This is a genomic window from Micromonospora sp. NBRC 101691 (assembly GCF_030269285.1).
In the GTDB taxonomy this organism is placed as follows: domain Bacteria; phylum Actinomycetota; class Actinomycetes; order Mycobacteriales; family Micromonosporaceae; genus Micromonospora; species Micromonospora echinospora.
Map to the genome: position 1 here is coordinate 71,462 of NZ_BSTB01000018.1, position 20,027 is coordinate 91,488.

12 protein-coding genes are annotated in these 20,027 nt (G+C 72.3%); 7 read left to right on the top strand and 5 right to left on the bottom strand.

Annotation, left to right across the window (positions count from 1 at the left end; translation table 11 throughout):
• Positions 1 to 3,472: pentapeptide repeat-containing protein (locus QSK20_RS24205; protein ID WP_285790906.1), on the bottom strand; the 3,472-nt coding region annotated here is incomplete at its 3' end.
• Between the two features lie 328 nt (positions 3,473 to 3,800).
• Between QSK20_RS24205 and QSK20_RS24210 the strand changes: the two genes are divergently transcribed.
• From QSK20_RS24210 to menC, 6 genes are all read left to right on the top strand, one after another.
• Positions 3,801 to 5,645 (top strand): SCO2524 family protein, encoded by a 1,845-nt coding sequence (locus QSK20_RS24210; RefSeq protein ID WP_285790907.1) that lies wholly within the window; start codon positions 3,801 to 3,803, stop codon positions 5,643 to 5,645.
• 1 nt (position 5,646) lies between these two features.
• On the top strand, positions 5,647 to 6,582 hold the full coding sequence (locus QSK20_RS24215) for an SCO2523 family variant P-loop protein (RefSeq protein WP_285790908.1): 936 nt from the start codon (positions 5,647 to 5,649) through the stop codon (positions 6,580 to 6,582).
• Positions 6,579 to 7,613 (top strand): SCO2522 family protein, encoded by a 1,035-nt coding sequence (locus tag QSK20_RS24220; RefSeq protein WP_285790909.1) that lies wholly within the window; start codon positions 6,579 to 6,581, stop codon positions 7,611 to 7,613. The genes QSK20_RS24215 and QSK20_RS24220 overlap by 4 nt, the downstream gene beginning before the upstream one ends.
• Positions 7,594 to 8,541: an SCO2521 family protein gene (locus QSK20_RS24225; protein ID WP_285790910.1), complete on the top strand. Its 948-nt coding sequence runs from the start codon at positions 7,594 to 7,596 to the stop codon at positions 8,539 to 8,541. The genes QSK20_RS24220 and QSK20_RS24225 overlap by 20 nt, the downstream gene beginning before the upstream one ends.
• 202 nt (positions 8,542 to 8,743) lie before the next feature.
• Entirely contained in the window at positions 8,744 to 9,589 is an 846-nt protein-coding gene (locus QSK20_RS24230) for a GNAT family N-acetyltransferase (RefSeq protein WP_285790911.1), read from the top strand.
• Positions 9,586 to 10,692 (top strand): o-succinylbenzoate synthase, encoded by a 1,107-nt coding sequence (gene menC / locus QSK20_RS24235; protein ID WP_285790912.1) that lies wholly within the window; start codon positions 9,586 to 9,588, stop codon positions 10,690 to 10,692. The genes QSK20_RS24230 and menC overlap by 4 nt, the downstream gene beginning before the upstream one ends.
• Before the next feature lie 36 nt (positions 10,693 to 10,728).
• Here the strand turns inward: menC and QSK20_RS24240 are convergent, their stop codons facing one another.
• The 4 genes from QSK20_RS24240 to QSK20_RS24255 form a co-directional block, all read right to left on the bottom strand.
• On the bottom strand, positions 10,729 to 11,382 hold the full coding sequence (locus tag QSK20_RS24240) for a response regulator transcription factor (protein ID WP_285790913.1): 654 nt from the start codon (positions 11,380 to 11,382) through the stop codon (positions 10,729 to 10,731).
• Positions 11,379 to 12,545 carry a sensor histidine kinase gene (locus tag QSK20_RS24245; protein ID WP_285790914.1) on the bottom strand — a complete coding sequence of 389 codons (1,167 nt, stop codon included), beginning with the start codon at positions 12,543 to 12,545 and terminating at the stop codon, positions 11,379 to 11,381. Before QSK20_RS24245 ends, QSK20_RS24240 begins: the two co-directional genes overlap by 4 nt.
• A complete protein-coding gene (locus QSK20_RS24250; protein WP_285790915.1) occupies positions 12,542 to 12,820 on the bottom strand; it encodes a hypothetical protein in 279 nt (92 codons plus the stop codon). Before QSK20_RS24250 ends, QSK20_RS24245 begins: the two co-directional genes overlap by 4 nt.
• A gap of 138 nt (positions 12,821 to 12,958) precedes the next feature.
• Complete coding sequence (locus QSK20_RS24255) at positions 12,959 to 18,418, bottom strand: ATP-binding protein (protein WP_285790916.1); 5,460 nt, start codon at positions 18,416 to 18,418, stop codon at positions 12,959 to 12,961.
• Positions 18,419 to 18,867: 449 nt separating this feature from the next.
• On the opposite strand from QSK20_RS24255, the gene QSK20_RS24260 reads away from it, so the two are divergent.
• The gene (locus QSK20_RS24260; RefSeq protein ID WP_285790982.1) at positions 18,868 to 20,025 is read left to right on the top strand and encodes an ABC transporter substrate-binding protein; all 1,158 of its coding nucleotides are present in this window, start codon (positions 18,868 to 18,870) and stop codon (positions 20,023 to 20,025) included.
• Positions 20,026 to 20,027: the final 2 nt, after the last annotated feature.

The following is a 20,027-nucleotide window of genomic DNA, read 5'->3' on the forward strand; positions in this document are numbered from 1 at the left end:
CGTCGCCCGCGCTGGCCAGGTGCCGGCCGTGTGGGCTGTAGGCGAGGGTGCGGATCCGGCCGGTGTGTCCGGTGAGGGTGTGGACGGTGCGGCCGGTGGTGGTGTCCCAGATCCGGATGGTCTCGTCGTCGCCCGCGCTGGCCAGGTGCCGGCCGTGTGGGCTGTAGGCGAGGGTGCGGATCCGGCCGGTGTGTCCGGTGAGGGTGTGGACGGTGCGGCCGGTGGTGGTGTCCCAGATCCGGATGGTCTCGTCGTCACCGGCGCTGGCCAGGTGCCGGCCGTCGGCCGGGTAGGCGACGGCCCGCACCGTCCCGGTGTGCCCGGTCAGCACCCGCAGCGGGGTCCCGTTGCTGGCGTCCCACACCCGGACGACGCCGTCCTCGCCGCCACCGGCCAGCAGCCGCACCCCGAAGGCCACCGCGACCGCGTGCACGACGGCGGAGGAGGCGATCTGCGGCTCGGCGGCGGCGCAGTCGGGCAATGCGGCGCCGAGCGTGTCGACGCCGTGCAGCGCCTCGCCGCTGGCCCCGGTGGTCGCCACCAGCGCGGCCCGGCGCAGCCGCGCGTTGGTCAACACCGCGCCGGTCAGGTCCGTGCCGAGCATCCTCGCGCCGGTCAGGTCGGCCTCGGTCAGGTCGGCGTCGCGCAGCGCCGCCCGGTCCAGACGGGCTCCGGTGAGGTTGGCCTCGGTGAGGTTGGCCCCGGTCAGGTTCGCGCCGACCAGCCGGGCGCCGGTCAGGTCGGCGCCGGTGAGGTCGGCGCCCGCCAGGAACCGGGCGGAGAAGTCCTCGCCGCGCAGGTCGAAGCCGGGCATGTGCAGTGGCGACGAGGTGGCCACCCGCAGGTGCCGGAGGACCTCGACCGCGTTGCGTCCCACCCCGCGCGCGGTGGTCCGGCCGGCCAGGGTCTGCTCCGCCCACTCGCGCATGACGTCGCGGCCGGCCAGACCGACCAGGAAGTCGATCATGAGTGGGGGCATGAACCGTCCGACCAGCCCGGGGGCGGCACCACCGCCGGCCGTGAGCTGACCGGCGAGGTAGTTGGCGATGAGCCACTCGCGTACCGAGTGGTGGACGAAGGTGAACCGTCGCTCGCCGTACCGGACCAGCAGCGTGCTGGACCCGAGCAGGTGGGCGCTCTCCTGGGGCTCCAGGGCGGCGGTCGCCCCGACCGCGGTGGCGGTGAGCTGGGACAGCGTGGCCGCGGCGGCCCCGAGGTCGTCCAGGCTGAGGCTGTCGTCGGGGGAGTCCCACAACCGGAGCGCCAGATGGGTGACCGCCTCCCACAGGTCCGCCTCGCTGGGGGCGAGCGGACCGAGCCGACCGAGCCGACCGGTCTCGTAGGCCAGCCACCGGCCGAGCACCTGCCGGTAGAGGTCGGCGGCGGTGATCCGGTTCCCGGCATCGCCGGCGATCTGCAACGGCTCCTCACCCAGTTCGGTGATGAACCCGAGCATCCGCGGGTTGCGCGACAACCCGAGCAGGTCCTTGACGTCGCGGAGCAGGCCGAGGCGGTGCCGGGCGCTGACCGGGTCGCGCAGCTGGTGGGTGAGGTAGGTGAGGATCTGGTCGTCGTCGAAGTCGGCCAGGCGGACGACCCGCCGGTTGGCGCCGAGCTGGGCCCCGAGCGCGGAGAGCACGTCGGCGTCGGTGAGGAAGTGCTGGTCCCGGCTGGTCACGATGACCTTGGCCCGTTCCTCGGCGGCCTGCACGATGGTGTCCAGGTGGTTGGTGGCCCGGTCGTAGCTGACCCGGGTGGCCAGCTCGTCGAAGCCGTCGAAGAGCAGCGCCACCCGACCCTCGCGCCGCAGGTACCGGAACGCGTCGAGGTCGATCTGCCGCTGGCCGTGGCGGGAGAGCTGGACGGCGACGAGTTCGTCCAGGCTGTACGCCTTCTCGAAGCCGCGCAGGTCGATCAGGACCGGCACCGTCCGGCAGCCGTCGTCGTGCATCCGGCGGGCCAGTTCGCGCAGGAGGAAGGTCTTGCCGTGCCCGAACGTGCCCAGCACCACCACCAGCCGCCCACGGGGCGCGTCGACCCAGTCGCGCAGCCACGCGAGCAGATCCGTGGCCGGCGGTGCCTCGGACAGTGCCGGTGCTCCGGGCAGGAACTCCGTGTAGCGCTGCGGGACGTACGCGGCGGACGGATAGACGGGGTCGCTGTCCAGCACGGCGGCCTGGCGCTCGGTGAACCGGTCGAGGTCGGGTCCGAGTTGGAAGTCGGAGAAGGTGACGAGCGCGACGCCCCGCCCCCGCGCCCATTCGCGGAGCCCCCGGTCCGGCACCGCGCCGACGTGCACCAGGCTGGCCGTCCGGCTGGCGGTGCCGGACCGGAATCGGGCCAGCACGTCGGCGAACCACCCGACGTCGTCCCGGGTCGGGGTGGCGGCGCACACGCCGATCGGGTGCTGTTCCGACGGGCCCCGGTCGCTGTGCGCGGAGCCGGGCGAGACACGCAGGTAGGCGACCCGCGTCGAGTCCGGTTGCCGGACCAGCGTGACGTCGGCGTCCGGGTGGCGCAGGCGGGACACCTCGGCGACCTGGTCCGCCAGCCGGCGCAGCGCCGCCGGTGGGTCCGGTCGAGGGGAGCGGAGCGCCGACCGGCGTGGGGGCGGGTAGGGCAGTGGGACCGCAGGGGTGACGCCGGTCGGGTGCGGACCGCGGGGCAGCGTGTGTACCCGTAGGTGATCCGGCTGCGCCTCGACGAGTTGCCAGCCGTCGATCCCTCCGCTGATCACCGGTACGCCACCGGGCCGGAGCAGGGCGGTGGCGGGCTCGTCCGGCTGACCGTGCAGCACCAGGTCCAGGTGCGCGCCCAGTGCGTCGGCGAAGCGGTCGGCGTCGGAGAGTCGACCGGTTCCGGCCGCGCCGTCCGGCCGGTGGTGCAGCACGCCGATCCGTAGCCAGTCGCGCCGGGCCGGCGCCGACAGGTGGTCGGCGAACCAGTCGATCTGCTCCGCGCCCAGGTGGCCGTACTCGTCCTGCGGCAGGTGGGTCTGGGCCATCGTGGAGTTGAATCCGGCGACGACGACCTTCAGGTCGGGGTATTCGGTGAGGGTCCAGGGTTGGTCCCGGGGAAGTTCCGCGCCGTGGAACCGGCGGATCATCGTGGCGAAAGGCTGCCACTTCTCCCAGTACGGCGGCGTCGGCCGTTCCTCGTCGGCGGCGCACTGGAGGAAGTAGGCGTGGCACTTGAGGCGGTTGACGTCGCTGCTGCCCGGGACCAGCACGATTCTTTGATGATCGATTTCGAGCGCGTCCCGCAGGGCGCCCAGGATCTGGTGCACGATTTCGTATTCCGCGGAGGTCGCCCGTTCGGCGAGATTGCCGGCGATCATCACCAGGTCCGGGGGGTGGGGCGCGCCGGCGCTGTCCAATTGGTCGAGCAGGGTGTCGGTCATCTCGTGCGCGGACCGCGTCCCGGCCTGACGGGAGCGCATCGTGGCCAGGAGGTCCCGGCAGTGCAGAATCATGATCGGCGACGTGGTGTAAACCGGTGCCCCCCCACTTCCAGGAGTCCTCCCGCCAGCCGCCGACAGGCGGCCGGACGCGACAGGACGCGTCCGGAAGCACTCTTAGCCGACCATGGGCGACACCGAGCCTACCAATTGGCGATGATCCATAATGTGGACATTCCGCTATGCGTCTTAGGTGTCACTTGTCCACAATTTCTCATCTGTTGATCAAGTGGTGGCCGGGATATGCTTCGGCGCAGGGGAAGGTCCGTTCCAGAGATCGGCCGCGCATGGACGAGGCTGCCTGACGAGTCGCCCATCATGAATGAACGGTGGTTGCCGATCAATGAGACTCCAACCGCGCCAGGAATTGTTGTCGGTCTGGAAGGCGATATCCAGGTGGTGCGGCTCGGGGCAGGAATTCGCCTGGGGTGACCGGTCCGGTCGTAACTCCATCAGCGACGCCGAGTTGCTGCTCTGTCTCCTGCTGCCGCCGACGAAGCTGCCCGGCATCCGTTTCGACCGTCCGGACGAGACCAAACCCGATGTCTGCGCCGCGCTGGCCCCGTTCGGCAGCGCCGTGGAGATCCCGCAGCGGGTCGTCCGGCTCATCGGGGAGTACCTGCAGGACTACACCGACCCCGAGACCGGGCTGCCGGAGTTCTCCGGCGGGAGCTACCTCAGCACCGCGCCCGGGGAGGAGCGGGAACCCACCGCCGAGCAGCGGGCACTGGAGGTGGTCGACTCGTACGCCACGTCGGTCGTGCTCACCACGGCCGCCATCGGGTTCGTCCGCGGCTACCGGCGGCAGGTCCGACGTCCGTCCCACCGGGAGGAGATCGACCGGGTCGAGATCGCCGCGCAGCGGCGGCTCACCGCCGCGATGGCCGGGCTCCAGCGCAGTTTCACGCTCAGCGTCTTCCGGGGCGACAGCCGCGAAGGGCGGGCCCTGTGCGAGACCGTCAACCCGGAGGACGGCTACTCGGCCGAGCTGGTCGCCCGGATCCGGAACTCGCTGGGCGACGTCATGGCCGGCCTCCGTGAGCTGGGTTCCTCCGCCGAGGAGGTGGACGCCCTGCTCGAGAACCGCGACCTCCTGTTCGAGTGCGGCTGGTCGTGGGGCATCGTCCGGGACGCCGCGCCGGTCAAGACGCCGACGACCGTGTACGCCCAGCCCGGGCTCGCCGAGCCGGCCCCGTACCTCTACTTCACCGTGGTGGCGGTGGACGGCATCCGTGACCTCTTCTCCCGGGACACCCGGCTCAAGGGCCTGCTGGACGAGGAACAGCAGTCGCTCGCCCGGGTCCTCAACCTGCAGTGGGATCTGGCCCAGCGGTACTGGTCCACGATCGCCACCCTCGGCGAGGACCGGTGGCCGGTCGAGGACCTGCCGTGGCGGACGACGGACGATGAGGAGAGCGACTACTACAGCCTCCTGGTCGTCTCCCTCGTGCGCCACGCGCTCGTCGACCGGGGCGCCCCCGACTCCGACCTGGCCCGGATCGCACGGGTCCTGGAGGACCTGGCCGACCGGGGGCGGATCCGGCGTCGGCCGCTCGCCGACGATCCCGCCCTGAAGCTGCACCACCCCGGCACCTGGGTCGCCCTGAACGGCAGCGAACTCGTGGGACCGGACGTGCCGCCCCTCGGCTGGCGGCTGGGCGAGCTGGGGACCCTGCTGCTCGGCCGGGCGCTGGCCGTCGCGGCCCAGGTCAACGACCACCGGCTCCGGGCCCGGCTGCTGCGCCTCGCCGACGAGGCGTGGCGACACCTGGAACAGCGCCGGCTGCGTGACGGCCGGGGCACCGGCCTCTGGGACGAGGCCTCGAACGTGTACCCGACGCTGCCCCACCGCGGCGCGCCCAGCTGGTACCACACCACCCGCGTCGTGCAGTGCATGGGCACGGCGGCGGACCTGATCCGGGGTGAGCCGCCGCCCGGCCTGGTGCTGTCCGACGTCGCCTCCGAACTCCTCGTCGAGGCCGAGGACGTCTTCGACGAGGAGCAGCTGCGCGGCTCGGGAGAGGGCGGTCCGGCGCTGCGGGACAGCCTGAGCAGACAGGCGATCGGTCTCCGGCGAGCGCGCCGGTTGCTGCCGACCCGGCCCGGCACGGCCGCCGCCCTGATCCTGGACGTCCTACGCGAGCTGGACAAGCTCGCCGCGGCCCGGGAGTCAGAGGTGGGGGACTAGCGTGCTGGTCTTCGCGGCGTCCGACAAGGGCGGCACCGGAAGGTCGGTCACGAGCTGCAACGTCGTGTACCGCAGCGCTCTCGCGGGTGCCGAGGTCTGCTACCTCGACTTCGACTTCGGGTCGCCCACGGCCGGATCCATCTTCCAGATCGTCGACGCCACCCGGGGCGTGCGGGAAGGCGGCGGGCTGCACTCGTACCTGATGGAGCAGGACCCGCACGCGGCGGTGGAGGAACCCCGCCGCATCGACGTCTGGAACCGGTCGGCCCGGGCCAGCCTGCGTCACCGCCCGCCCGGTTCCGGTCAGCTCATGCTCTTCCCCGGCGACCAGGACGGCGGCGAGTTCCGTCCGGACAAGGAGGCCCTCCGTCGGTGCGTCCGGCTGCTTCTCGCGCTCGACGAGGAGTTCGACATGTGCCTGGTCGACCTCAGCGCCGGCCGGTCGTACGCGACCCAGCTGGTGCTGGAGGCGACGGCGGACCCGGCGCTGCACGGTGTGGTCGCCCGTTGGCTGGTCTTCCACCGCTGGACCCGGCAGCACATTCCGGCCGCCGCCGGCCTCGTCTACGGCAAGGACGGCATCCTCGACGTCGGTGAGCGTGCCGGCCACGACCGGGACCTGCTGGCCGCGTCGATCCGGTTCGTCCGGACGGCGGTGGTCGACCCCGACTCGGCCGAGCTGCGCGGACTGCGGCCCGCGCAGGTCGCGTGGCTGCGTGACTGCGACCAGGACCTGCGCCGGCTCGCCGCCCGCCATCGGGTCGGCCGGCTGGCGCTGCTCGGTTCGGTGCCGCTCGACCCGGTGCTGCAGTGGCGCGAGCAACTTCTCTCGGACAACGACGTCGTCGCCCGGGACATCGCCAACCTGGCGACGGTGGCGGCGTTCGACGATCTCGCCCGCAGCCTTGTGGACGACGAGATGTGGGCCGCCACATGAGGGCCGACGCCGAGTTCTTCGAGTCGACCGCCGACGCGCGGGTGGAGTCCGTTCCGCTGGCTCACCTCTCGATCGAACTCGGTCATTTCTATTCTCCGGATCTCGGCCAGGATGCCGGGTTCTTCGTCGACCATTTCCGGGACATCGCGAGGTGGGCCGCGACCGCCCGGTCGGCCTGCCAGGACACGGTCCGGGCGAGGGCCGCGCGAATCAGCACCTGCGTGCTGATCGACGATTACTTCGGCACGCCTGAAACGCCCCGAACGCTTATTCCGAAATTGCTCGGAGCGGCCCGGGAGGCGGGCCTGGGCATCGATTACCTCGCCCGGGAGTCCGGATGCGCCGGCCCGGCGGAGCCGGCCGACGCCGACCCGGCGGAGCCGACGGAGGGCGAACCGGTCGGCCTGTCGTTGGCCGAGCTGGTCGAGGCCCGGATCGTGGAGGATCCGCCGCCGGACACCACCGGGGCCCGCCCACCGGTCCGTCACACCGGGTGGTTGTGCAACGGGCAGCGCTCGCCGGCCACGGATCGTCACGAGGCGATGAAGCAACCAGCCGCCTGGCTGCCGCCCGCCGAGAACGCGGCCGTCAACCACTCCGTCTTCGCCGACATCGAACTGTGGCGGGACGACGATCGAGGCCGCCTGTGGTCCTGCGCGATGTTGGCCGCCGTCTGGCAACTGCTGCGGCTCGGCGTCCTGCGGGACAAGGGTCGCCGCGTCGCGGTGCCGAGGCCGCTGCCGGACGAACTGCCGGACGACTGGCACCGACTGCCCCCGGTGCTGCGGCTCGACGAACGGGCGGCACCGTTCAACGCCTACCGGGCCACGACCATCTGTGCCCCGCTGTTCCTGCCGGTCGAGAACGCCGTCCGCACGATACTGCAGCAGGTGGCGGTAGACCCCGCCGTGCTCGCTCAGATCGAGGCGCGCGCCGCCGACGAGGGGCTCGTCCTGGCGCCCTCGGTGGTCGACCGGATCGAGTACCTGTTCGTGGACACCGGACCGGTGCGTGGTGCTGGTCCTGGGTGAGGTGCAGACCGCAGCCCTGCGGCACTCCGGCAGCGTGCCGCGCGAGCTGGCCGAAGGCGTGCTGGCGCTGCTGGCCGGCGAACGGGTGCGCGTCTCCGAGCGTCCGATCGGCTACGCGGTCAGCCCGCACACCTTTACCGGGGTGGACTGTCGGCTCGCCGCCCGGTCGGGTGCCCGGGTGCGCGGCGTGGGCACGCTCATGGGGCGGGTCTGCCTCACCGGCGGGCGGGTGTTGCAGGGTTCCGCCGTGACGCGGGTGGAGCCGGTCGGGGGTGGGCACCGGCGGGCCTGGTCGCACTACCTGGCGCGGCCGGGCGTCGTGGAGGCCCTCGGCCGGACCGACCTGCCCGGGACGGCCGCCGCCCACCTCGCTGCGGACCGGTCGTCGTCCACCATGGGTATGGGCGCGCTGTGCAACCGCCTCCTCGCCGAGGTGCAGGGCTCGTCGCTGCTGGACCGGCGCCCGCCGGTACGGGCGCGCCGCACGGTGCTCCGCTGGGCCGCGATGACCGACGAGGAGGCCCAGGGGGTGCGGGTCCGGTTCGCCGTCCACGAGGACGGCCTGCGGACCGTGCGGCTGCTGCTGGGGCCGGTGGCGGTGGCCGACATCGTCGACCTGTGCGAGGATCTGGCGCTGCACGACTGGCTGCTGACCGCGTTGCTGTCGGTAGTCGAGCAGAGTCGGATCGGTGTCGACGAGCCGGTGCAGATCATCCACCGGCTGCGACCGGCGGTCGATCATCTGCTGCACCTGTGGATGCCGGCGGCCCGTCTGGGCGGGTTCGCGCTGTCGGTGTGGGAGGGGTTGGACGGCCGGCCCGGGCTGTCCCGACAGTGGGACGCGTCGGTGCGACGGATCCGTGACCAGATCGCCATGGCGGCCGCACTCGTTCCCCGTCCGGTGGAGGCCGTCCCGCTCTTTCGCTAGTGATCGCACCGGACTGCCGGGGCTCTCGCCGAGTAGGTTATTTTGTACGCCGCCCTGGGTAACGTAAAGCCGTTTCGGATATTTGCGGCAAATGCTACGCAGGCGTTAGCTTGTGGTTATGTCTCCAGGCTGATCAGGGACTGCGTGCCGCGTTTTTCGCGCATGAGAACGGTAGGTAGCGGTGGTACAGACCGAAGGTGCCGTGGCCGAGCGGCAAGCCGCAGCCGACGCGACCGGCATGCCAGGCGATCCGGACACCGCCTCGGCAGAGGCCGGCCCGACGATCGTCCCGCTGCACACCGGAGACCAGATCGAGGCCGCTGCCGCGCTGCTGTGGACGGTCTGGGGAGCCAGGACCGATGCCGAGCGCAGCGAGTTGATCACGGTCAGCCTGCTCCGGACCCTGTCCCACTCCGGCAACTACGTCGTGGGCGCGTATCGCGACGGACGCCTGATCGGCTGCACCGTGGGGATGTTCGGCGCGCGGACCGGCCGCCCGGACCATCTGCACTCCTACATCACCGGGGTGCACCAGCCGGACCGCAACCGGGGCACCGGGCTCGCGCTCAAACGGCATCAACGGCGATGGGCGCTGGAACGCGGCGTCGGCACCATCACCTGGACGTACGATCCACTGGTCTGCCGCAACGGATACTTCAACCTCTGCAAGCTCGGCGCCGCGATCACCGCCTACCGGCCGGACTTCTACGGGCGGCTCGACGACGGTGTCAACACCAACGAACGCACCGACCGGCTCCTGGTCGAGTGGGACCTCCGTGCCGAGTGGGTCGAGCAGGCCATGACCGGCGAGCCCGGGGCGATGCGGCGGCACGCCCGTGGCGCGGTGCCCGGCGCGGAGCTGATCGTGGTGCCGGACGACATCGAGACCCTCAGGAAGAACGACCACGAACGGGCGCAGCGCGAGCGGTACGCGGTACGGGACCGCTTCCTGGCGCTGTTCGCCGACGACTACCGGGTGGTGGGCATGACCAGGAACCACGAGTACGTTCTGCTGCCGGCCGCCACGACCCCGTCGTACGAGCCGTGAAACTCACCCGGATCGAGCTGCACTGGGTGCGGCTGCCGCTGGTGGCACCGTTCCAGACGTCGTTCGGCACGGAGTACGACCGCGAGGCGCTCCTGGTGAAGGCGGTCACGCCGGACGCCGTGGGCTGGGGTGAGTGCGTCGCCATGCCGCAGCCGGACTACTCGGCCGAGTACGTCGACGGTGCCGCCGACGCGTTGGTCCGGTTCCTCATACCCGCCGTCGGTGCCCTGCCGACCGTCACCGCGGCGACGGTCGGACACGCCCTCACCACGGTCAAGGGGCACCCGATGGCGAAGGCGGCTCTGGAGATCGCCATCCTCGATGCCCAGCTCCGGCAGGCGCACATGTCGCTGGCCGAGTACCTCGGCGCCGTCCGGCCGGCGGTGCCCGCCGGCGTGTCCGTCGGCATCATGTCGTCGATCGCGGAGCTGCTCGACGCGGTCGACGGCTACCTGGCCGCCGGATACCAGCGCATCAAACTGAAGATCCAGCCGGGGTGGGACGTGGCCCCGGTCCGCGCCGTCCGCGAGCACGTTGGTGACGGGGTGGCCGTGCAGGTGGACGCCAACGGGGCGTACACCGTGACCGACGCCGCCCACCTCGCCAAACTCGACCCGTTCGACCTGCTGATGATCGAACAGCCACTGGCCGAGGACGACCTGCGCGGTCACGCCGCACTGGCCCGCCGACTGCGCACGCCGATCTGCCTGGACGAGTCGGTCACCTCTCCCGTGCGCGCCGTCGAGGCCATCGAGTCGGGGGCGGCGGCCATCATCAACATCAAGCCCGGCCGGGTCGGCGGGTATCTCCAGGCCCGGCGGATCCACGACGTCTGCGCCGCGCACGGCGTCCCGGTGTGGGTCGGTGGCATGGTGGAGACCGGAATCGGCCGGGCCGCCAACGTCGCGCTGGCGGCCCTACCGAACTTCACCCTGGTCGGCGACGTTTCGGCGTCGGACCGCTTCTTCGCCCGGGACATCACCCCGCCGGTCGTCATGCGGGACGGCTGGATCGAGGTGCCGACCGGACCGGGGATCGGAGTGGAACCGGACGAGTCCGCACTGGAGGAGGCGTCCGTACGCACCGAGGGAATCGACCTCTGACCCGATCGGAGCGGGACTCCCCGCCGCGTCCCGCCGTCAGCCGAGCCGGTGCCGGGTCGCGTAGCGGGCCGCCTCGACGCGGTTCCGGGCGCCGATCTTCGCGAACGCGTTGTTGATGTGGGTCTTGACGGTCGTCTCGGCGACGAAGAGAGCCGCCGCGATCTCGGCGTTGGTCCGGCCCTGGGCCAGTTGGCCGAGCACCTCCGCCTCACGCTGGGTCAGCCCGTCCGGCAGCCGGTCCCGCGTCGGCGGCTGCGCCGGCCGGACCATCGCGTCGACGAGTCGGGCGGACACCACCGGGTCGAACACGGCGTGCCCGGTGACCGCCGCCCGCAGCGCCATGCCGATCTCGGCCCGGCCGGCGTCCTTGGTCAGGTAGCCGCAGGCCCCGGCCGCGAGCGCCCCGGCGATCGACTCCTCGTCGGCGTACGTGGTCAGCACCACCACCGCGACGTCGGGGAACCGCTCCCGGATCAGGCCGGTCGCCCGCACCCCGTCGAGGACGGGCATCCGCAGGTCCATCAGGACGACGTCCGGTTTCCGGTCGGCGACGAGGTCGAGCGCCCGCGCGCCGTCGCCGGCCGCCCCGACGACGGTGACCCCGTCGGTGAGTTCCAGCAGGGCGGTCAGCCCCTCCCGGACGAGTTGCTGGTCGTCGACGACCAGCACCCGCAGCGGCCCCTCGGTCATGCCGGCACCTCCGCGGTGACTCGCCACGCGCCGTCGACGACGCCCGCCTCCAGGGTGCCACCGACGAGCGCGATCCGTTCCCTGGCCCCGGTCAGCCCGTACCCGCCCGCACCGTCGCCGACGGGCCGGGCCGGGGTCGGGTTGTCCACGGTGAGCCGGACCGTCGGTCCGCGGTAGTCGAGGGTGACGGCGACCGGTGCGCCCGGCGCGTGCCGGGCCGCGTTGGTCAGCGCCTCGCGCGCGGTCCGCAGCAACGACACCTCGGCCCCGGAGGGCAGGCCCCGGGGGCTGCCCTCGGTGCGCAGGGTGACCGTGGTCGTGTGGTCCGCCCGGTGGCCGGCGACGAGGTCGCCGAGCGCGCGGGACAGCGGTGGCACGTCGGCCCGTAGCGCCGCGACCGCCGAGCGGGCCTCCACCAGCCCGTCGACGGCCAGCCGGCGGGCCCGGCGGATCCGGGCGGCGGCGGCCGGGACGTCGCCCTTCTCGGTCAGTTGGGCCTCGGCGACCTCCAACTGCACCCCGAGCGCCCCCAGCGAGTGGGCCAGCACGTCGTGCAGCTCCCGGGCGATGCGGGCCCGCTCGTCCAGGGCCGCCGCCCGGGCCTGGGCCTGTTGGGTCCGCGAGGTCTGCTCCAGCAGCAGCGCGGTCTGTTCGGCTCGCAACCGGTACTCCCGTCGGTGCAGGTTGAACAGGACCAGGATGATGACCAGCGTGGGCTGGGTGAGCATCGCCGTCGTCCCACGCCCGGCGAGCCAGAAGCCGGCCAGCAGGACCGCGATGACCGTGCCGGTGAGGACCAGGATGGCCCACATCGGCGTTCGTGGCAGCAGCACGAAGGTGAACAGCGCGGCGTAGAGGAACAGCGGTGCCGAGGCGTTCTCCGGCACGCCCGCGACGGTGGCCGGCAGCAGGGTCGCGAGGGCCAGACCGGCGCGGGCGAGCCGGGGCCACCGGACGTCGCCGGCCACGAAGAGGAACCAGCCGGCGAGACTGGCGACGAGCACCGCCCGCACCACGGCGTCCGCCGGGGTGAGGTACAGCAGCGCCCAGACCAGCAGCGCGCTGATCACGATCCGGATCAGCCAGCCGGTCTCCGGGTCGTCGGCCCGCAGCAGCCGTACGCCCCGGCGGACCAGCCGGCGCAGCCCCGTGCCCAGGGTCAATCGCGCTCCCGTACCAGGGTCAGAATCAGGTCGAGCACCAGCAGACGGTAGGCGACGAACGCGAGTCCCACCAGTCCGAGCACCACCAGGATCGCCACCACCACACGGCCGGTCATCCTGCCCCCCTCCCGTTCGAGCACCCGGTCGATGACGGCACCGACCAGCCGGGTGCCCCGGCTGCCGTTGCGGTCGCCGGTCAGCAGATAGTTCGCGGTACGGGCAACGGTGACGCGACGGTCGTCCCGGCTCTCCGTACTGCGGTTCCGTTCGGTCATGACCGGCACGCTACGAGCGGGAGCGGGTGGACCGGCACCATCGGCGGGTGGAGATCAGGGTGGAGCCGTCCGGAGGAGCCCCGGGAAAGCGCTCAGGGCCCGCCGTGGGCGGGCCCTGAGCATCGGTCGGACGCGGAACTACGCCAGGCGGGCCTCGATGGCCTCGATGATGCGCGGACGGAGTTCGGCGGCCCGGATGACGGCGTCGACCGAGCCGACCTCGACCGCGCGCTGGATGTTGTGCACCCGGTCGAACTCCGCCGCCACCTCGCCGAGCTTCTCCGCGCGGACCGCCGAGCGGAGCTCGTCGAGTTCGGCGGTCACCGTGGCGCGGTCGGTGCCGGAGGTGGTCGCGACGCGGGCCTCCAGGTCCCGCACCCGGGGGTCGGCCGCCGTACGCGCGTTGACCTCGCCGGAGAACACCACCGCGGCGGCGGGGGCGCCGCCGAGCACCGAGGCGAACGAGCCCTCCAGCGCGAGCACGGTCATGTTCGGGTTCAGCGCCTTGGAGAACACCACGAACGCGCCGCCGTGGTAGCGCGAGATCACGCAGAACACGATCGGCCCCTGGAAGTTCACGATCGCGCGGCCGATCTCGGCGCCGTACTCCAGCTGCAACTTCCGCATCGACTCCGGCGAGCCGTCGAAGCCCGACAGGTTCGCCAGCACCACCAGCGGCCGGTTCCCGCTGGCCGCGTTGATCGCCCGCGCGGCCTTCTTCGACGAGCGCGGGAAGAGGGTGCCCGCGGTGTAGGTGTCCGGGCCGTCGGTGGGCGGGAAGCCCCGCCGCGGCACCGACCGGGACTCGATGCCGAGCAGGCACACCGGCATGCCGCCGAGGTGGACGTCCTGCACCACCGCGGTCTCCGCGTCGGCCATGCCCGCCCAGCGCTCCAGCACCGGGTGGTCCTGGTCGGAGAGCGCCCGCATCACGGTACGGATGTCGAACGGCTTCTTGCGGTCCGGGTTCGCCTCCGCCGAGAAGATCTCGCCGACGGTGGTGAAGTCGCTGCCCTCCACCGCGTGCGGGAAGTCGGAGACGTCCCGGTCGACCGGGTCGGTCGTGGTCGCCCGCCGGGGCGTCTGCTCGCCGGGGGCGACGTACGTGTGGTCGTAGTGCAGCATCAGCACGTCCCGCGCGGCGGCCAGGTTCGGCGCCCAGTACTGCGCCTGCCCGTTCGGTCCCATCACCCGGTCGTAGCCGCCGATGCCGAAGTTGTCCTCGGCCGACACGCCACCGGAGAAGTCCAGCGACTGCTTGCCGGTGAGCACCATCGCCGAGTCCGGCGTCATCACCAGGACGCCCTTGGTGTGCATCAGCATCGTCGCCTCGGCGTTCCAGTACGGCTGCGCGCCGACGGTGATGCCCGCGACCACGATGTTGATCTCGCCGCCGTCCTGGGTGAACTCGACGATCCGCTTGAGCGCCCCGGCCACCCAGTCCATGTTCTCCGTGCCGGACTCCATCGAGATCCGGGCTCCGGCGGAGAGCGCGTACCACTCCAGCGGCACCCGCATCCGCTCGGCCAGGTCCAGCGCGGCGATCACGCGGCGGCACTCCGGCTCGGAGAGCGCGCCGAGCGACTTCGTCGGGTCGCCGAGCAGCACGACCCGGGTGACGCCCTGCGGGTGCCGCGCGGTCGGCGTGGTGACCACACCGGCCACGATCGCGGCGCTGTTGCGTCCCTTCGGCCGCGCGACGGGCACCAGCGCGTGCTGCTCGTCGAGGTCGTGCTCGACGAAGTCGCCGAGCAGGCCGGTCAGCTCGTACGGGTACACCGTGTTGCGGCTGGCCGCCCGGAGCACCTTCTGCCGGTAGCTGTCCAGCGGCTCGACCGGCTCGTCGGACGGCTCGCCGATGGTCAGCTCGGTGCCCCCGGCGGCGTCGAAGGAGACCCGCACCGCTACCTTGGCCAGCTCACCGGTCTCCCGGTCCCGCTGCCGCCCGATGAACAGGATCTCCTCCAGCCCGGCGCCGGCCGTCGTCGGCAGCACGCGCCCGGCGATCATCTCCAGCTCCGCCCGGGTGAGGTCGCTCGGCGGCCAGACGTAGACCACGACCCGGTTGGTGTTGACCCGCTTCGTCGACGGCCGCCGGGACCGCTCGCGGCGGATCGAGTCGAGACAGGCGGCGATGGTGTCCTCGGCCGTCGGCAGCGCGACCAGCCGGCCGTCGTGGTCCCGCAACGCGGTCAGGTCGCGCACCTGCGCGAACGCGACGAGGCGGTCGTCCGACGGGTTCTCCCGGGCCACGCACTGGAAGAGGTAGACCTCCTCGTCCGAGGACGGCAGTCGGGTGAGGTCGAACTTGCTCAGCCGCTCCAGCTGCATCCGCTGGGCGATGTACGGGTGCAGGCCCCGGACCAGCCGCTCCTCGGTCATCCCGGCGGTCGACGGGCGGAACGTGAAGTGGTGGTGCATCACCGCGCCGCTGCGACCGGCCACCGTCGTGGTGAGCCGGCTGACCTCGCCCGGCAACGGGTACGCGCTGACGACCTCCTGGAGCGCCGCCGCCATCGCGGCGGAGTCCTCCGGCTGGTTCTCCCAGGCGAGGTAGATGTCGGCGTCGATGGCGCCCTCGCCGCTGGCCAGCTCGGCGAGCCCGCGCAACGCGTCGCCCAGCGCGTCGAAACCGACCGCGGCGGAGACCACGCACGAGTCCGCCCGCTTGGCGACCACGAACGTGCAGCCCGCGTTCTCGCTGGTGCGGACGCCGAGCAGCCCCTTGTTGCCGTAGTACCGCCGGGTCAGCACCTCCAGCATCACCACGTTGTCCAGGTCGGCGCGGCCCAGCCGCTGCCCGAGCAGGCGCACCAGCGGTTCGGTGCTGCGGACCATGTCGGCGATCCGCTCGGCGCGGTCCGGCGCGTCCGGGTGCGCGTCCAGGTGGCTCAGGTGCTTGCGGACGTTGGCGTAGACCCGGGCACGGTTGCGGCGAAGCAGCGGCTGGGCGAACCAGGAGAACACCACGCCGCGGGCCAGGTCGGCGATCACGGGGAAGCGGACCTGCGTCGCGGCCACCAGCCGTTCCAGCACGAGACCGGCCGGCTCCCGCTGCGCCTCGTCCGGCGGGGACTCCTGGAGCCACGCGCGCAGCAACGCCGTGACGACCATGGCGTCGACGGACGACCGCTGCTGGGCGAGGAAGATCCGGAACACGGCGGCTTCGAGCTCGGGGGAGCGCTCCAGGTCGGTGACACCGTAGTGCCCGAGCGCCTTGGCGAGCTTGGCCTGGAACGCCTGCGGCAGCGCGGCCCGTTCGACGTCGAGGCACTGGAGGTAGGTGTGGAAGTACTCGCGGGCGCTGTGCACGTGGCCGTCGCCGCCGCCGTCCTCGCCGCTCGGCCGGTTACGGCTCAGCTCGGCCAGGTCGGCGAAGACGTCGACGAGTTCGAGTTCCTCGGCCAGCGGCCGGTGCCCGTCCGCGATGGCCGTCCGGCGGGCGGCGAGGTAGTCGTCGAGCACCCGGCGTTCGTCGTGCGGGTCGACGTCGAAGCCCAGCAGCAGGCTGCGAAGGTCCTCCTGGCCGCGCGTGGTGCGGGCCCGGGCGGGAAGCGACCCCGGCGCGGCGGGCAGGTCCAGTTCGACGGACTCGGTGGCCGAGGTGTCCTCGGCCTCGTCGTCGGCGATGGGCTCCAGTCGCACCAGCGGCGCACCGGCCTCCACCTGGCTGCCCACGGAGACGACGCATTCCTTCAGTCGCGCCTTGAACGGCGCCCGCAGCACCGTCTCCATCTTCATGCTCTCCAGCACCAGCACCGGCGCGCCCGCCTCGACCTCGGCGCCGACCTTCAGCGGCGTGGCGACGACCAGCGCGGGGGAGGGCGACCGCACGACGCCGCCCTCGTCCCGGCTGACCCGGTGCGTCACGCCGTCCACCTCGACCAGGTGGACCGGCCCGTGCGTGCCGGTGAGCAGGCGGTACCGGACGCCGTTGACGACGATCTGCCCGGTGTGCCGGTCGAAGCGGTCCAGTTCGACGTCGGCGGTGCGGGCGTCGTCACCCGCTTCGATGCCGACCCGGAACCGGTGCGCGCCGACCCGCGCGACGCGTACGCGGTAGCCGACGCCGCGCAGCTTGAGGTCCAGCGGCCGGCCGCTCTCGTGCTGCACCTGCGGGCGTCCGCCGAAGGCGGTGGAGAGCAGCCGCTCGCGCTCGGCGCGTTCCTCCTCCTCGTACGCCTCGATGGCGGCGGCGGCCAGCGCGACGGCGGAGTGCCGGTGCGAGACGAGCCGGCCCTCGCCCCGGACCCGGTCGATCCAGCCGGTGTCCGCGCTGGCGTCGATCACCTCGGGCTGGTCGAGCAGGTCGAGCACGAAGCTCTTGTTCGTGGCGCCGCCCTCGATGATCACCGTCGTCTGCGCCATCGCGCGACGCAGCCGGCCGAGCGCCTCGTCCCGGTCGCGGCCGTAGGCGATGATCTTCGCGATCATCGAGTCGAAGTCGGCGGGGATGGTGTCGCCCTCGCTGACGCCGGTGTCGACCCGGATGCCCGGTCCGGCGGGCAGGTCCAGCCGCGCGATGCGGCCGGGGGAGGGCGCGAAGTCACGGTCGGGGTCCTCGGCGTTGAGCCGGGCCTCGATGGCGTGCCCGCGCTCCGCCGGCGGCTGGCCGACGAGGCGTCCGCCCGAGGCCACGTGCAGCTGCGCCTTGACCAGGTCGAACCCGGTGGTGGCCTCGGTGATCGGGTGCTCGACCTGGAGGCGGGTGTTGACCTCGAGGAACGCGAAGAGCTGGTCGCCGGGGTGGTAGAGGAACTCGACGGTGGCCGCGCCCCGGTAGCCGACCGCGACGGCCAGCCGCTCGGCCGACGCCTTCAGTTCGGCCGCCTGCGCCGGGCTGAGCACCGGCGACGCCGACTCCTCGATGACCTTCTGGTTGCGCCGCTGCACCGAGCAGTCGCGGACGCCGAGCGCCCACGCGGTGCCCTCGCCGTCGGCGATCACCTGGACCTCGACGTGCCGGGCGCCGGTGACCAGGCGCTCCAGGAACACGACGCCGCTGCCGAACGCCCGCGCGGCCTCCTGGCTGGTCCGCTCGTAGGCGTCGGCCAGTTCGGCCTCGTTGGTGATGACGCGGATGCCGCGCCCGCCGCCGCCCGCGGTCGCCTTGAGCATCAGCGGGTAGCCGATCCCGGCCGCCGCCGCCAGGGCGGCGTCGAGGGTCTCGACCGCGCCACGGCTCCACGGCGCGACCGGCACGCCGACCTCCTCGGCGATCAGCTTCGCGCCGATCTTGTCGCCGAGCTTGCGCATGGCGTCCGGACTGGGGCCGACGAAGGTGACGCCGATCCGCTCGCACAGCTCCGCGAACGCCGGGTCCTCCGCGACGAAGCCCCAGCCGACCCACGCGGCGTCCGCCCCGGACTCCCGCAGCGCGCGCTCCAGCACCTCCAGGTTGAGGTACGGCCGCGCGGCGGCCGGCCCGAGGTCGTAGGACAGGTCCGCCTCGCGGACGAAGGTGGCCGTCCGGTCGACGTCGGTGTACAGGGCGACGGTCTCGATCCGTGTTCCGGTCTCCGCGGCGATATCCCGTACGGCATGGATGAGCCGCATTGCGGCCTCGCCGCGGTTGACGATGGCGACACGACTGAACATCCGACCGAACTCCTTCTCAGCGCCCGTTGGGCGAATCGGCACCTTTACATCGACTTTCGTCGCTCATAGTATTGACTCGCCAACCCTGCGCAGCAACCGCCTCTCGTCTCCTGCGCCCGAGTTGAAACTCCCCCAGCTTAGACATCGGGGGTCATCTGACGGGCACTCGTGTCTGCCGTCGGTCGGTGCCCGCTGGTCGGCCGGGCGGTGCGCCAGGGTGTCTGACGCGCTTCCCGGCGGGGGTCCGTACGGGAGGCGCGGGGCGTTCGCGGTCCGGTCCACGACCCTGACGATCCGCCTCCTGGCTCGAAGGGTGCTCGAGGGACGCCGGTCCGCCGGGGCGCCGGGCGCAGGTCGCGCCGGGGCCCGGCTTCCGCCGGGCCGCGCGGGTACGTGCAGGCATCCTTGTCCCCACCTGATCGATCCACTAACGTCAATGCGTGCCCAGTATGAGACCGCCGACCCTCCGCGTGGTGCCTCTCGTGGCCCTCCTGGCGCTGACCGGTGGCGCCGGTGCCTGCGCGCCGGCCGGAACGGAGGACGACGGCAGGACCGTCAGGGTCGGCCTCTCCGCCGCGTTCAGCGGGAAGTCGGCCTACTACGGCCAGGATGCCGAGAAGGGCATCGAACTGGCCATCGAGCACCTCGGGCGGAGCATGCCCGAGGTCACCTTCCAACTGGTCACCGCCGACGACGAGTGCTCGCCCCAGGGTGGTGCCGCCGCCTTCCGCCGACTGGCCGACGTCGACCGGGTGGACGCCATCCTCGGGTCGCCCTGCTCCTCCGGCACCCTCGGCGGCATGCCGACGCTGGCCAGGAGCAAGACCCCGGCGATGACCTTCGGTTCCACCAACGCCAAGATCAGCGAGCAGTCCGGCGTGGGCGGCAACCCGTACATGTGGCGCATGAACATCGACGACTCGATCATGGGCAGGTACTGGACCCGGTACATCGCCGACGCCGGCCGCAAACGCGTCGCCATCCTGGCCGCCAACAACGACTTCGGTCGCGGCGCGGCCGACCTCTACCGGAAGCTGCTGCCCGAGGCGGGCGTGGAACTCGTCGCCACCGAGTTCTACGACCTCGGCGCCAGCGACCTGCGGGCCCAACTGGCGAAGGTCCGCGCCGCGAACCCGGACGCGTTCGTCACCTTCGCCGAACCGCCCGACTGCGCCCAGATGCTGCGCCAGATGCGCGAGACGGGCATGACGGTCCCGGTGTACGGGCGCGGCGGGTGCGCCACCGCCGAGGGGATCCGGCTCACCGGTGACCCCGCCCTGGCCGAGGGCGTCCAGGAGGCCACCTACTGGACGGCCTCCGAGGCGCAACGCCCGCTGCTCGACGGCTACCGGGCCCGGTACGGCCAGGACGTGCCGCCGTACAACGCCGCGCTGGCGTACTACGGGATGCTGACCCTCGCCGAGGCGGTCCGGCACGGCGGGACCGACCGGGCGGGCATCCTGGCCGGGCTGAAGAAGGTGGACTTCACCACCGGCATCGGGCCGATCAGGTTCGACGAGCACCACCAGGCCCACCCGAACATGTTCATTCTCCGGATCGAGGGCGGGAAGATCAGGGTCCTCGACGTCGTCGACACGGGCAAGTGAAC